10 protein-coding genes are annotated in these 13,520 nt (G+C 69.0%); 5 read left to right on the top strand and 5 right to left on the bottom strand.

What is annotated here, in order from left to right:
* Positions 1–119: 119 nt before the first annotated feature.
* From mch to ASF26_RS17490, 4 genes are all read right to left on the bottom strand, one after another.
* Complete coding sequence (gene mch, locus ASF26_RS17475; protein ID WP_056256735.1) at positions 120–1,106, bottom strand: methenyltetrahydromethanopterin cyclohydrolase; 987 nt, start codon at positions 1,104–1,106, stop codon at positions 120–122.
* Positions 1,103–2,272 (bottom strand): ATP-grasp domain-containing protein, encoded by a 1,170-nt coding sequence (locus tag ASF26_RS17480; protein WP_056256739.1) that lies wholly within the window; start codon positions 2,270–2,272, stop codon positions 1,103–1,105. Before ASF26_RS17480 ends, mch begins: the two co-directional genes overlap by 4 nt.
* A 171-nt stretch (positions 2,273–2,443) precedes the next feature.
* Entirely contained in the window at positions 2,444–3,337 is an 894-nt protein-coding gene (locus ASF26_RS17485) for an NAD(P)-dependent methylenetetrahydromethanopterin dehydrogenase (RefSeq protein WP_056256747.1), read from the bottom strand.
* 112 nt (positions 3,338–3,449) lie between these two features.
* Positions 3,450–4,448, bottom strand: coding sequence for a beta-ribofuranosylaminobenzene 5'-phosphate synthase family protein (locus tag ASF26_RS17490; RefSeq protein ID WP_056256749.1), 999 nt, complete (start codon positions 4,446–4,448; stop codon positions 3,450–3,452).
* Between the two features lie 363 nt (positions 4,449–4,811).
* Here ASF26_RS17490 and ASF26_RS17495 point away from each other — a divergent pair, with 363 nt between their 5' ends.
* The 5 genes from ASF26_RS17495 to ASF26_RS17515 all read left to right on the top strand — a co-directional run bounded on the left by ASF26_RS17495 (position 4,812) and on the right by ASF26_RS17515 (position 10,996).
* Entirely contained in the window at positions 4,812–5,891 is a 1,080-nt protein-coding gene (locus tag ASF26_RS17495) for a hypothetical protein (RefSeq protein ID WP_056256756.1), read from the top strand.
* Positions 5,885–7,528, top strand: coding sequence for a formylmethanofuran dehydrogenase subunit A (locus ASF26_RS17500; RefSeq protein WP_056256760.1), 1,644 nt, complete (start codon positions 5,885–5,887; stop codon positions 7,526–7,528). The genes ASF26_RS17495 and ASF26_RS17500 overlap by 7 nt, the downstream gene beginning before the upstream one ends.
* A gap of 51 nt (positions 7,529–7,579) precedes the next feature.
* Positions 7,580–8,536, top strand: a complete 957-nt coding sequence (gene fhcD / locus ASF26_RS17505; RefSeq protein ID WP_056256764.1) for a formylmethanofuran--tetrahydromethanopterin N-formyltransferase — start codon at positions 7,580–7,582, stop codon at positions 8,534–8,536.
* Entirely contained in the window at positions 8,533–9,333 is an 801-nt protein-coding gene (locus tag ASF26_RS17510; RefSeq protein ID WP_056256768.1) for a formylmethanofuran dehydrogenase subunit C, read from the top strand. The genes fhcD and ASF26_RS17510 overlap by 4 nt, the downstream gene beginning before the upstream one ends.
* An 820-nt stretch (positions 9,334–10,153) precedes the next feature.
* Positions 10,154–10,996 (top strand): porin family protein, encoded by an 843-nt coding sequence (locus ASF26_RS17515; RefSeq protein ID WP_056256773.1) that lies wholly within the window; start codon positions 10,154–10,156, stop codon positions 10,994–10,996.
* A gap of 292 nt (positions 10,997–11,288) precedes the next feature.
* Here the strand turns inward: ASF26_RS17515 and parE are convergent, their stop codons facing one another.
* Positions 11,289–13,379, bottom strand: a complete 2,091-nt coding sequence (parE, locus tag ASF26_RS17520; RefSeq protein ID WP_018043461.1) for a DNA topoisomerase IV subunit B — start codon at positions 13,377–13,379, stop codon at positions 11,289–11,291.
* Positions 13,380–13,520: the final 141 nt, after the last annotated feature.

Consider the following 13,520-nt stretch of genomic DNA (forward strand, 5'->3'; position numbering starts at 1 on the left):
GAGACCCCCTCACCCTCGCTCCGGCTTCGCCTCCGCTCATCGCAGGTACGACAAGGTGCCCGCGATCCTCTCCCCGCCCGGTGGGGAGAGGGGCTGGCGCGGCGGCTTCTCCGGTCAGCTCAGCTGAAGGAGGCTTCCACCAGCTCCGGCATCAGCCGGCCGCCGCGAAAGCTCTTGCCGGTGGTCACCGAGGTAACGATGACCTCGGCCGGGCTGAATAGCGCGCCGTCGATCTTGTAGAAATCGCCGTTCACCCGGCCGAAGATGTCGGCGAAGGGGGCGCCGTGATCGGCGGAGGTGGTGGAGGGCAGCTGCTCGGCGAGCTGCTTGGCATCCGCCTCGTCGGCCTCGACGAAGAGCTGCACCCGGCCGCCATAGATGATGGCGTCGTTGGTGCGGCCCATGGCCTGGATGAAGTCGGGATGCTGCGGCGAGAGCGGGGCCGAACCGATTCCGTCGACGATCTTGTGCAGGTCGAATCCCACGGTGTGGGCCTTGTGCAGGGCGACTTCCAGCACGCGGGCGACGACCTGGGTCGAGCCGGCCAGCGACTGAGTCGGCGCGTAGATGAAGGTCAGCGCATCGGCCGAGAGGCCGCAGGCCTCGGCGACCTTGGCGATGACGGAGGCGGGCGGTCCGCCGGCGGCCTCGAGCACCAGGGCTGTCCGGCTGGCGGAATCGCGGTAGCCGAGTTCGGTGTAGAGGTCTTCCACCACCGAGACGGCGCGGCCGGGGCCGGAGCCCAGGGCGAAGAAGCCGGAATCGCCGGTCTCGTCGGCCAGCGACCAGCCGGCATACTGGCTGCCGAGGCAGGCGAGCACCGGGTCGGCGGAATGCACCACCACGGAATAGGGCCAGGCCGCGATCGGCCCGGTGGGGACGATCGACACGGTGCCGAGGCCGCCGAGGCAGATCTCGGCGATGCGCCGGCCGGCCTCGATGGAGCCGCGCACGGTGGCGCCGGCATCGACCATGCGTGCGCCGTTCTCCGTGGTGACGGCAAGGCGCAGGGCCTCGGCATCGGCCACCAGCTTCTCCACGAGGGGATTGGCGAGGGCGTTCAGGCTCGGCGTGGTCCGGAGCGTGGCGGGGGGATGGGTGGTCATCGGGCTTCCTCCGTCGTGGCGAGCAGGGTCCGCAGAGTGGCGGCCCGGACGCGCAATAGGTCTCGGGTGGCGGCCGAGTCCGGGCCTGCGGCGAACACGGTGCAGAGGGGCGCATCGCGTGGCACGCAGGTGCCGGATTGTGGGCGGTCGCGAACGAAATCCGGCCAGTCGAGGGGCGGCATCGGCGCGTAGCCGGCTGCCGCGTAACAGATTTCCGTGGCCGCCGCATCCACCGGTGCGGGTTCGATTCGCGGCAAAACGCCGAGGCTCGCGTCGATATGCGCGGCCAGGAGCGGCGTGGCGCGGCGGTCGAGGACGTCGAGGGTGGCTCCCGGGCGCGGGTTGATCTCGGTGAGCCACCACCCCGTCTCCGCGACGAGGAGGTCGGCGCTGGCGAGCCCGACGAGCCCGGTCTCCGCGACGAGTCCGGCGATGGCCGCCGTCACGCGGGAGAGGGTCGCGGCCGACAGGACCGACGCCTCGTGGGCGGCGCGTTCCAGCGCCCCGGCATAGCGGAAGGGGCGCAGGGGCGACGGCGCGCTCCATTGCTCGGTGACCGCCACGATCGCCGCCTCGCGCCCGTCGGCGAGGAAGGCGACGGCGTGCGCCGTGCCGGCGACCCGCCTCTGAAAATAGGCGCCCGCCGGTGCCCTCCCCACGCCGGCGAGACGGATATGGCTGCCGCCGGACCCGCCCGAGCGCTTGAGGAGCCAGCCCGACCGATCGGTCACGGCCTCCCGCGTCACCGCCGGATGCGGGATCGCGAGGCGGTGGCAGAGGGCGGCGAAGGCGAGCGGGTCCTTCAGCACCCGGACCGTATCGGGGCCGGCGCCCAGAAGCCTGTGGCTCCGGCCGATCCTCGCCATCAGGTCCGGCGCATTCTCGAAGCCGCTGCCGAGCACGATCCCGATCGGTGGCTTGTCCGCCGTGGCGGCCAGGGCATCGAGCCCGGCGAGCACGCCCTCTCCCGCCAGCCCGTCGCCGAAACGACCGTCGGCAGGGCGATAGCCTTCGGCGAGGGCGAGCGTGTCGGCATCGCCGAAGAGGTCGAGGACATAGGGGCGCAGGCCCGACCGGCGCGCGGCCTGCGTCAGGGCGCGCCCGGACTGGGCGGCGATGAGGATCGCGTCGCCCCGGGGCGGCGGTCTGGATGCGCTATCCGCCAACCGTGCAATTCCGAGCAGATCACCTCATCCTGAGGTGCCGCAGCGAAGCGGAGGCCTCGAAGGAGGCTTCCCGCTCGCGCTGCGATCACTGGAGGGCTCCTTCGAGGCCCGCTTGCGCGGGCGCCTCAGGATGAGGTCGAGGGGGGAGATGTCGACAGGCGTCGCCGCCCGTCAGCCGGCCACCTCGACGGCGACCTTGTAGGCGTCGCGGAAGTCGAGGCAGAGGGGCTCGCTGGCGGCGAGGATCTGGCGGAACAGGCGGGACTGGGTCTGGTACTTGACGTTGCCGACCGCCAGCGCGCCGATGCCGATGCCCTTGCCGGTGGGCAGGGCGACGTCCTTGGCGTTGACGTCGATCCCGGCGATGCCGGCGGGCGGTACCGCGTTCACGTCGGAGGCGACGAGGAGCTTCGGCGCGGATTCGAGATCGGCGGCCGACAGGATCGGGATGCCGGCCGGGCCGGCCGAGAGGATCACGTCGGCCTCGGCGATGGCGGCGCGGCGCGCCTCGGGTGTCGAGCCGTCGACGGCGCCGACATCGATGCCGAAGCGCCATTTCATGGTGAAGGCGATCTTCGAGACGCGCTCCTCGCCGTCATGCCCGACGAGGACGGTCTTGGCGCCTTCCAGCGCGCCGATCACCGCCGCCACGTAGGCGACGACGCCGGCCCCGCCGAAGATGACGATGCGCTTGCCCTTCAGGTCGGTGCCGAACTTCGCCTTCAGGGCGCGTGTCACCTCGGCGACCATGGCGGCACCGGTGGTGAAGGATCCGGCCGGATCGGCGACGATGTGGTTGGCGAAGGGGGGCACCAGGGCTTTCTTCGCCCGGTCCATCATGTCGAGGGCATCCTCGGCGTTCTTGCCGCCGATGAAGATGGTCGTGCGGGCGCCATCCTGCGGGGAGCGGGAGAAGATCGAATCCTGCACCAGGGAGGTCACGTCCGGCAGGGTCACGTCGGTATAGGTCACGATCGTCTCGAAACCCGCGTCCACTGCCATGTTCACATCGAACGGGCTCATGTGCTTGAGGGGCGTCAGCATATGAAGAATCGAGCGGGCCATCGTGTCTCTCCCTCCGCAAGTGTCCGGCGCCATCGCAGCGCCGCCTCTCGCATGTGTACTGTCGGAACCGGACGGGCCGGCTGCGTCAAGCGTCGCTGATGCGCTTGTTGTCTTAAAGTGGCGTGACCGAGGCGCCGGTATTGCGACCGCGCGCGATCACGAAACGCAAGGGGCCGGGCCGGTCGAGGGACGCCACGAGGGCGCGTGCCTCCGCCTCGGACGGAACCAGTGCGAAGCCGGTCGGCCCCCACGAACTCTGGCCGTAGCCGGCGATCCCGTGGGCGGCGATGGCGGCGAGCGCCTCGGCCACGGCGGGGCTGGCGTAGCGCCCGCCCTGGTGCGGCGCGAAGTGGTCGCCGATGAGACGCTGGATGGTGGTGATGCCGGCGCCGAAACCGTCCGGTTCGGCGGTGGCCGCCGCCGGCAGAACCTGCATCAGCACGATCCGGCAGATCGCCGCGGCCTGCTCCTCGGGAAAGCGCGGGAGGTCGCGAAACGCCTCGACCTCGCGGGTGCCATGCACGCCGGTCATGCTCTCGTCGAGGATTAGCACGATCCGCCACGCCTCCGGATAGGCGAGGCGTGCGATCAGCGGCGGCGGGCCGTTGCTGGCGTCACGGCCACCATCCACGATGAGGCCGCCCTGGGTGAAGGCGGCCAGACCCACGCCCGAGCGGTTGCCGCGATCGAGGGCGTCGGCGAAGGCGTCGGGCGAGAAGGGGCGGCCGTCGAGGGCGGCGAGCGCCGCCGCCACGCTGAGGGCGAGCTGCGTGCCCGAGCCGAAGCCGGCATGGGCCGGGATCGCTTCGTCCACCCGGATGGCGGCCGCTCCCCGAAGGCCGAGATGGCGTGACGCTGCCTCCGCATAGGTGCGGGCGCGCGCCGCCTCCGGCCCGATCACGTCGAGGGCGGGGGCCGCCCGCGCGGTGAGGTCGATGGAGGGGGCATCGACGGCGAGCCCGATGCTGCCGAAGCGCCGGCCGAGCCCCCCGTGCAGATCGAGGAAGCCGAAGTGAAGCCGCGCCGGTGCGTGCACCCGCACCGCACGGGCCTGTCCCGCCGTCTCGGCCGGCCGTTGATCCGGGATCTGGTCCACGTCGACCCCTTTCATCAAAAAAAAGCCTTCATCCCTGCGCCGCGCGGGCTATGAGCCCATCCGCCCCCGGTGAGACCGGACCGGAATGGCGATCGCATGGCGCTCGCCGGCGCGGGCTTCTCCCACGGAGGGCGGATCGGTCGCAAGCGTCGCCATACCATCAATCGTCGGGCTTCCGCAGGGCCGGGCTCCGCCGTACGCCCGGGAGGCACGGCGTGGTAGCTCGACAGAAGGGAGCCGCCGGCGGTCGTTGGGGGGTTGCTTGCGGCGCCTCCGCGATGCAAACGTGCCGGCCCACTAGGAATGGACTGGCGCAGTCCCGCCGTGTGCGACGCTGAACACAGCGCGTGCCGGGCCCTCGTTCTCCAAGGTGTAGGCATGGCTGCCTGGGTAAAGGGTGGTGCGGCGGACGTGAGCGTAGCGGTGGAGGCCGCAGCCACGCTCCTCGCCGCAGCGAAGACTCCGATCGTCATGGGATTGAGTGCGGATACGAGCGCGGTGCGGGCGGCCTATCATCTGGCCGGACTCATCGGTGCCTCCGTCGATCCCGTCGGCGGCGACGGCCTCTATGCGGAGCTCGGCCCCCTCAGCCAGTTCGGCAATCTCAACACCACGCCGGCCGAGGCGATCGGCCGGAGCGATGCAGTGCTGATCGTCGGCCTGCGCCCGTGGGACCGGCCGATCGTGCAGGAGATCGCCGCCTCTGTACCGACGCGTGGCCGCGCCGCCGGCTCCGAGCGCACGCTGCTCTCCCTCGGCGGTCCCGGCGACGCCGCCACCCGGCACGTCTCCTATCCGGCCGCCGCCGGCGGTCTCGCCGTCTCGGTGGCGCATCTGCGTGCCTACGTGAAGGGCAACCTCTCCGGTGAGGCGGCCTACGCCGATCTCGGCCGGCGCCTGACGACGGCCCAGTACGGCGTCGTCCTCTACGACGCCGGCGAGCTCGGCGAGCTCGGTGTCGAGATGCTGCAGGGGCTGGTACGCGATCTCAACGACCTGACGCGCTTCTTCGCGCTTTCCGTCTCGGACGGGTTCCAGGGGCGCGCCGTGACCCAGCTCGCCTCCTGGACCACCGGTCAGCCCCCTCGCGTCGGCTTCGGGCGCCACCTGCCCGAACACGATCCCTGGCGCTTCGACAGCCAGCGGCAGGTGGCCGCTGGCGAGGTCGATGCCGCCCTGTGGCTCGCCTCCCTCCCCGCCCCGCGCCCGGACTGGCTCGGCAGCCTGCCCACCATCGCCATCGTCGGCGAGGGCAGTGCCGACGCCACGGGCGACGTCGCCGAGATCGTCATCGCGGTGGGCGTGCCCGGCGAGACGGCCGGCGGCGCACTGTGGAACGAGCGCCGCGCGGCGATCACCTATTCACCTCCCGTTGGCCAGCCGGCCGACCTCACGGCGGCCGGCGTGCTCGCCGCCATCCAGAATCGCCTCACGCAGAAGAAGGGCGCCTCATGCTGATCCTGATCCAGGGCGGCCGGGTCGTCGATCCTACCGCCGGCCGCGACGGCGTCGGCGACCTCTGGATCGAGGACGGCCGGGTCGTCGCCGCCTCGGAGCGCGCGCCCGACAAGACCATCGACGCCTCCGGCTGCGTCGTGATGGCTGGCGGCGTCGAGGTCCATTCGCACATCGCCGGCGGCAACGTGGTGATGAGTCGCCTGCTCCTGCCCGACCTCTATGTCAGCGAGGCTGCGCCCGAGGGCCATCCCTTCGCCCATGCCGGAGGCTCGGCTGCCTGGATTGGCGCGAACTACGCGCGGATGGGCTACACCATCGCTGTCGAGCCGGCGATGCCGCCGACGAACGCGCTGGCGACCCAGCTCGAGCTCGCCGACATCCCCCTGCTTGATCGCGGTGCGCTCACCGTGATGGGCAACGACGACCAGCTCCTCGAGCTGCTGCGCCAGCGCGAGGGCAAGGCGGCGGTGCGGGACCTCGTCGCGCTCTCGGTGGCCACCTCGCGCGGTCTCGGCGTCAAATGCATCAACGCGGGCGGCGCCTCGGCCTTCAAGGACGGGATGCTCAACCTCAGCCTCGACGAGGAGATTCCGGTCTACGGGCTCACCACCCGCAAGATCATGAATTCTCTCCTCGACGCGGTGGAGGAGATCGGCGTGCCGCATCCGCTGCACGTCCATGCCAACAACCTCGGCATTCCCGGCGCCGACGATTCCTTCGTGGCGACCATGGAGGCGGCGGAAGGCCGGCGCATCCACTTCGCCCATGCGCAGTTTTATGCCTACGGCGCGGTCGATCCGGCCAATCCCGGCACCGGCGGTTTCCGTTCGGCGGCCGAGCGCATCACGGAGGCGATGGAGAAACACCCCAACGCCACCTTCGACGTGGGTCAGGTCGCCTTCGGCCAGACGGTGACGATCTCGCTCGACGTCATCCGCCAGTTCGCCGGCCGCAAGGGCGCGAACCCGAAGAAGTGGATCATCACGGCGGGCGACGCGGAAGGCGGCGGCATCGTGCCGTTCCTCTACAAGCCGCGCGGCCCCGTCAGTTCCCTGCAATGGGCGATCGGTCTCGAACTGATGCTGCTCTCGGGCGACCCCGAGCGCACCATCCTCACCACCGACCACCCTAATGGCGGCCCCTTCACCGAATATCCGCGGATCATCCATCTGCTGATGGATAAGGAGGAGCGCGACCGCGAGATCGCGGGCCTGCACAAGGTCATCGCCGAGCGCTCGGGCCTCTGTGGGATCGAGCGGGAATATACCTTCTCCGAGATCGCCCAGCTGACGCGCTCCGGCCCGGCCAAGCTCCTCGGCCTCGCCGATCGCGGCCACCTGCGCGAGGGCGCGCGCGCCGACGTCGCGATCTACCGCGACGACAAGAACCGAACCGCGATGTTCGCCCGCGCCAAACTGGTGCTCAAGGACGGACACGTCATTGTCGAGGATGGCGAGATCGTCGATTGGCGCGCCGGCCATACCCTGGAACTGACGGTGGAATCCGACAAGGCGATGGAGACGCGCACCGACGCCTATCTCGATGCCCGATTCGGTGCTGGCCTCGACAGCTTTACCGTGCCGGACGAGGCCTTCCCCGTGAGCGATGTGTTCGAGGACGTGGCATGTCGAGCTTGAGAATGAAGCCGGGCCTGATGACGACGCCTCGCGTGGGTACGGTGACCGAGCATGACTGACCTGACCCTCAACGGCATCCCGGTGATCGACACCTTCGCCGAGGCGTTCGACGTCGCCGGCACGGCGCTGATCATCACCAACGACACCGCCAAATGGGCGATGATCGCCGCCGTCACGATGACCGGGTTCGCGACCTCGGTGATCGGCTGCGGCGCCGAGGCCGGGATCGATTGCGAACTCTCGCCGGAGGAGACTCCGGACGGACGCCCCGGTGTGCGGGTGCTGCTGTTCGGCTTCGAGCCGAACGGCCTCAAGGACCAACTCCTGAAGCGCGTCGGCCAGTGCATCCTCACCTGCCCCGGCACCGCCTGCTATGCGGGCGTCGACGGGCCGCACAAGATCAAGCTCGGTGGCGCGATCCGCTATTTCGGTGACGGCTTCGCCGTCGCCAAGCGCCTGACCGATCCCGTCTCCGGCAAGGCGCGGCGCTATTGGCGCGTCCCCGTGATGGACGGCGAGTTCCTCTGCGAGGATTTCGTCCGCGCGGTGGACGGCGCGGTGGGCGGCGGCAACCTGCTGTTCCTCGGGCGCAACCATGCCGAGACCCTCAAGGTCGCCGAGATCGCGGTGGATGCCGCTCGCTCGGTGGCGGACGTGATCCTGCCCTTCCCCGGCGGCATCGTCCGCTCCGGCTCGAAGGTCGGCGCACGCACCAAGGGCATGATGGCCTCCACCAACGACGCCTATTGCCCCACCCTCAAGGGTCGGGCCGGCTCGGAACTCGCGGCCGAGGTCGGCGTGGTGCTCGAGATCGTCATCGACGGGCTCACCTCGCGCTCGGTGGCCGAATCCATGCGCGCGGCGCTCCACGCCTCCACCGAAGCCGGTGCAGCGCATGGACTCGTGGCGGTGACGGCGGGCAATTACGGCGGCAATCTCGGCCGTCACCATTATCACCTGAAGGACCTGCTCTCGAAGGAGCCGGCGAGCGAGGCTGGAGCGGCATGAGCACCCTCACCCTGCGCCAGGAGCCGCCGGAGCGGCTCGATTTCCTCCACGTGACTCCGCTCTCGTTAAGTAGCCTCTCCGAGGCCGAAGCGGCTAGGCTCCCCATCGGCACCAGCCGACGCGGCCTGACGCTGGGCGACGTCTTCGCCATCAGCCTCGACGGCTCCGACAGCCTGACCATCGAAGGCGGTTCGTCGCGCTTCGACAGTGTCGGTGCCTCGCTCAGTGGCGGCTCGATCCGCGTCGTCGGCGATGTCGGCCAGCGCCTCGGCGCCGGTATGGCGTCGGGATCGGTGACGGTTACGGGATCGGCCGGACCTTATGCCGGATCGGGCGCCAAGGGCGGCACGATCACCATCGAGGGCAATGCCGGCGATCATGCGGGCGGCGCCGTCTATGCCGCCAAGGCGGGGCTCGACGGCGCCACGCTGGTGATCCGCGGATCGGCCGGCGATTATCTCGGCGACCGCATGCGGCGCGGGCTGATCCTGGTCGGTGTCGCAGGCGCCCATGCCGGATCGCGGATGATCGCGGGTACGATCGCGGCCCTCTCGGTGGGCGACCATCCGGGCTACGGCATGCGGCGCGGGACGATCCTCGCCGGCGGACACGGCGCTTTGAGCCCGAGCTTCGTCGAGACGGGAACGCACGATCTCGTGTTCCTGCGGTTGCTCGCCCGGTCCCTGCGTGCCCTCAGTCCCGCCCATGCCGACCTCGCCGCCGGTGCGCTCAAGCGCTATTCCGGCGATCTCGCCACCCTCGGCAAGGGTGAGCTCTGGGTCACTGCCGGGCGATAGGCCCTTCGATTCCTCCCCGGCGGCGGCACGACCCCGTCGGGGAGACGATCCGCGAAGCCTTCAGGGGCATGGCTTCGATCGAGGTTGCCCACTGGGCATTGACGGAAGACCTGCCGCCTCCCGCGAGGGATGGGCGTCGCCGTCGGTTCACCGGGCGCTCCCGCCAAACTCCGAGCACAGTCGGTCCGGGGAAGGCCTGCGACGGCCAAGGACCTACGGCGAGACCGATCACAGTCAGGGCAACTCGAGTCTTGACCGAGCGGTCGCATTGCGGTGGTGCGTGGCTAACCGAGTGCTTCGTTCTCGCCTCGAGCCAGCGGCCCGATTGCAAGAATGGATTCCGCCGCGACGTGTCCGGCAAATGCCGCGGCGGGCCGAATGCCGGCTTCGGACGCGCGACCATGAGATCATCGGGCACGCTTAACCTTCTGTTGCCTGCATTTGCTTGCCGAGCCGTGCCGATGCACCGACGCCTTCGCGTGGCCCTGCCCGCCGGCAATCTTCGCATAGCATGCGAGGACAAAAAGTTGTTTCTAACCGGAATGATGCAGAATTGTTCCGCTTAATAAATGCTTGCGGGAAGTGAAAACCGGTCGTCACGGCAGCGTGATCTGGATCAGCCTCGAGGTGAGCAGGAAGGGCACCGGAAGTGCGCCAGAGCACGTCACCAGTCTCTCGTTCCTCACTTGCGCCTAACCTTTACCCTTCGTTGACGGGTGCCGCTGTATTCGATGGATGTTGTTGCAGGAATGCGACAGACCTCACGCCCGTCCGAGCCTACAAGCACCTAGGCTTAATGCCCATCAGGACCAGACACACAATGAAAAGACTGCTTCTCGCTACGACCGTTCTCGCCGGCCTGACTGCTGTCGCTTCGGCCGCCGACCTTCCCCGTCGCGCCGCCCCGCCGGTCTTCGTTCCGGTCCCGGTCTTCACGTGGACGGGCTTCTACGCCGGTGTTAACGCCGGTTACGCTTTCAGCACGGGTTCCGACAGCACCCGCAGCTTCACCGTTCCCGGTTCGATTGGTGGTCAGCAGGTCACCGCGAACGGCCTCGCTCAGACCGCCACGTTCCGCAAGGACAGCCAGGACGGTTTCACCGGCGGCGCGCAGATCGGCTACAACTACCAGTTCACCCCGGGTTCGGGTGTCGTCGTCGGTATCGAAGCTGACGCCCAGTACCTCGATTTCGGCTCCAAGCGTCGTGACTCGGGTGTTCTCACCACTCCCGCCTTCGCCGTCAACGATCCGCGCGGTCTCTCCAGCCTCGACTATTTCGGGACCGTCCGCGGTCGTCTCGGCTACGCCTTCGACCGCACCCTCGTGTACGGCACCGGCGGCTTCGCCTACGGCGCCGGCAGCGCTGATCGTGACTTCGGCGGCTTCCGCGGCAACGACGACTTCCGCACCGGCTACGCCGTGGGCGGTGGTATCGAATACGCTCTTCCCACCGAGTCGTTCTTCAACTTCTTCCGCGCTTCCGCTGTGACGTTGAAGGTCGAAGGCCTGTACGTGAACCTCGATCGCGGCAACCGCAATCGGGGCGCCTTCATCATCGACACCTCCGATAACTCGGTTGCGCGCTCGGTCAGCACCGGTCGTCGCGACGACGAGTTCGCCGTCGTCCGCGCCGGCCTGAACTACAAGTTCGGCACCTACTAGGATCGTCCATGATCGTCGCGCGGTCCTCATTGAGGATCGCGCGGCATCGGGATCGTCCACGTGAAAAACCCGGCCTCGCGGCCGGGTTTTTTGCGTTGACGGACCTCTCTCGCAATTCACCCTGGTCCGGACGTCCGGAGCGCAAGCGAAGGGTGATTTGGAGTTCATCGCGGGATGTGCCGCGTCTGCGGCTGGGGGGGCGCCGCGCGGCTCTTCGCCTCCGACTCCGTTGGCGCTCCACTCCCGGGAAGAGAGGCGGCTCGGATAGGCCGAACTCGCGCCCCGCCTGTCCTCAGATGTCGAGTGTCGCCTCGTCGGCGAAGGCGGCACGCTCGGAGATGAAGGCAAAGCGGGCTTCCGGCTTGTTGCCCATCAGCCGCTCCACGGCATCGCCGGTGGAATCCCGCGCCTCGTCGAGGACAGCCACGCGCAGGAGCGTGCGCTTCTTGGGGTCCATCGTGGTCTCCTTCAACTGCGCCGGCATCATCTCGCCTAGGCCCTTGAAGCGGCTGATCTCCACTTTACCGCCCTTGAAGACGGTCTTGATCACGCGCTCCTTGTCGGCGTCGTCACGGGCATAGACCGTCTTGGCGCCGTGGGTGAGCCGGTAGAGCGGCGGGATCGCGAGATAGAGATGGCCCTTGTCGATGAGCTTGGGCATCTGCCGGTAGAAGAAGGTGATCAGCAGCGAGGCGATGTGGGCGCCGTCGACATCCGCGTCGGTCATGATGATGACCTTCTCGTAACGAAGGTCCTCGCCCTTGTAGCCGTTGCCCGTGCCGCAACCGAGCGCCTGGGTCAGGTCGGAGATGAGCTGGTTGGCGCCCATCTTGTCCCGACTGGCCGAGGCCACGTTGAGGATCTTGCCGCGCAGGGGCAGGATGGCCTGGCTGGCGCGGTCGCGCGCTTGCTTGGCCGAGCCGCCGGCGGAATCGCCCTCGACGATGAAGATTTCCGAGCCGGCCGTACCCGCCTTCGAGCAGTCGGCGAGCTTGCCCGGCAGGCGCAGCTTGCGGGTCGCGGATTTGCGCGCGACCTCCTTCTCCTGGCGTCGGCGCAGGCGCTCCTCGGCCCGGTCGATCACCCAGTCGAGGAGCTTGTTGGCCTGGGCCGGGGAGGCGGCGAGCCAGTGGTCGAACGCGTCACGGATCGCCGTCTCGACGATGCGCGAGGCTTCCACCGTGGCGAGCTTGTCTTTGGTCTGGCCTTGGAATTCTGGCTCGCGGATGAAGACCGAGAGCATCGAGGCGCAGGTCGCCATCACGTCGTCGGTGGTGACCGAGGTCATCCGCTTGGCTTGGCCGACGCGCTCGGCATGCTCGCGCAGGGCGCGCAGCAGGGCCACGCGCAGGCCGCTCTCGTGGGTGCCGCCCTCGGCGGTGGGAATCGTGTTGCAGTAGGAGTGCGAGACCCCGTCTTCCACCACCATCCAGGCGACGGCCCATTCGAGGGAGCCGTGGCCGCCGGGCTTCGTCACCTTGCCGGCGAAGACCGCGTCGGTGACGAGCTCCTTGCCGTCGAGGTCGCGGGCGAGATAGTCGCGCAGGCCGCCGGGGAAGCGGTGCACCGTCTCGGCCGGCACGTCGGCGATGCCCTCCAGCAGGGCGGGGGCACAGCGCCAGCGGATCTCGACGCCGCCGAACAGGTAGGCCTTGGAGCGCGCCATCTTGAACAGCCGGCGCGGATCGAACTTCAGCGCCCCGAAGATCTGCGCATCGGGGTGGAAGCGCACCCGCGTGCCGCGCCGGTTCTGCACCCGGCCGACGGTTTCCAGCGGACCCTGGACATGGCCCCGCGAAAAGGTCTGGCGATAGAGAACCTGGCTTCGGGCCACCTCGACTTCGAGGATGTCGGAGAGGGCGTTGACCACGGAGATGCCGACACCGTGCAGGCCGCCGGAGGTCTCATAGACCTTCGAGTCGAACTTGCCGCCCGCATGCAGCGTGGTCATGATCACTTCGAGGGCGGATTTGCCCGGAAATTTCGGGTGCGGGTCCACCGGAATGCCGCGGCCATTGTCGGTGATGACGAGGTGGCCGGTCTCCTCCAACTCCACCTCGATGTAGCTGGCATGGCCCGCCACCGCCTCGTCCATGGAATTGTCGATCACCTCGGCGAAGAGGTGATGCAGGGCGCGCTCGTCGGTACCGCCGATATACATGCCCGGCCGGCGCCGGACCGGCTCCAGGCCTTCCAACACCTCGATCGATGAGGCGTCGTAGCCGGCTTCCGCCGCATCGACCGGTGCTCTGTCGAGGGGAGCGCGCGCCGCCGAAGCGGCCTTCGCGCCGCGCACGGGCGCTTGACCACCCGCGAACAGGTCGCTCGGCCGGCCGCCGGCGGGGGCCGGAACGGCCTGACGTGAGGTCTCGCGCTGAGTCATGGGCCAACCATACAGGAACGAAACGGAAACGTGAAGCGATGCCGCCCTCGTCGGCGGTCGCTCTCCCGGTGTTCCTGCGCAGCTTGCGCCAATTCCGTTAATGCTGTGTCGCCGGGGTACCGGAAGCGGCGGGCTCGGCCA

Source organism: Methylobacterium sp. Leaf93 (genome assembly GCF_001422345.1).
Taxonomy (GTDB): Bacteria; Pseudomonadota; Alphaproteobacteria; order Rhizobiales; family Beijerinckiaceae; genus Methylobacterium; species Methylobacterium bullatum.

Excerpts from the sequence above, each read along its gene's own strand:
- mch (WP_056256735.1), bottom strand. The coding sequence starts at position 1,106 with ATGACCACCCATCCCCCCGCCACGCTCCGGACCACGCCGAGCCTGAAC.
- ASF26_RS17485 (WP_056256747.1), bottom strand. The coding sequence starts at position 3,337 with ATGGCCCGCTCGATTCTTCATATGCTGACGCCCCTCAAGCACATGAGC.
- ASF26_RS17490 (WP_056256749.1), bottom strand. The coding sequence starts at position 4,448 with ATGAAAGGGGTCGACGTGGACCAGATCCCGGATCAACGGCCGGCCGAG.
- ASF26_RS17495 (WP_056256756.1), top strand. The coding sequence starts at position 4,812 with ATGGCTGCCTGGGTAAAGGGTGGTGCGGCGGACGTGAGCGTAGCGGTG.
- ASF26_RS17500 (WP_056256760.1), top strand. The coding sequence starts at position 5,885 with ATGCTGATCCTGATCCAGGGCGGCCGGGTCGTCGATCCTACCGCCGGC.
- fhcD (WP_056256764.1), top strand. The coding sequence starts at position 7,580 with ATGACTGACCTGACCCTCAACGGCATCCCGGTGATCGACACCTTCGCC.
- ASF26_RS17510 (WP_056256768.1), top strand. The coding sequence starts at position 8,533 with ATGAGCACCCTCACCCTGCGCCAGGAGCCGCCGGAGCGGCTCGATTTC.
- ASF26_RS17515 (WP_056256773.1), top strand. The coding sequence starts at position 10,154 with ATGAAAAGACTGCTTCTCGCTACGACCGTTCTCGCCGGCCTGACTGCT.
- parE (WP_018043461.1), bottom strand. The coding sequence starts at position 13,379 with ATGACTCAGCGCGAGACCTCACGTCAGGCCGTTCCGGCCCCCGCCGGC.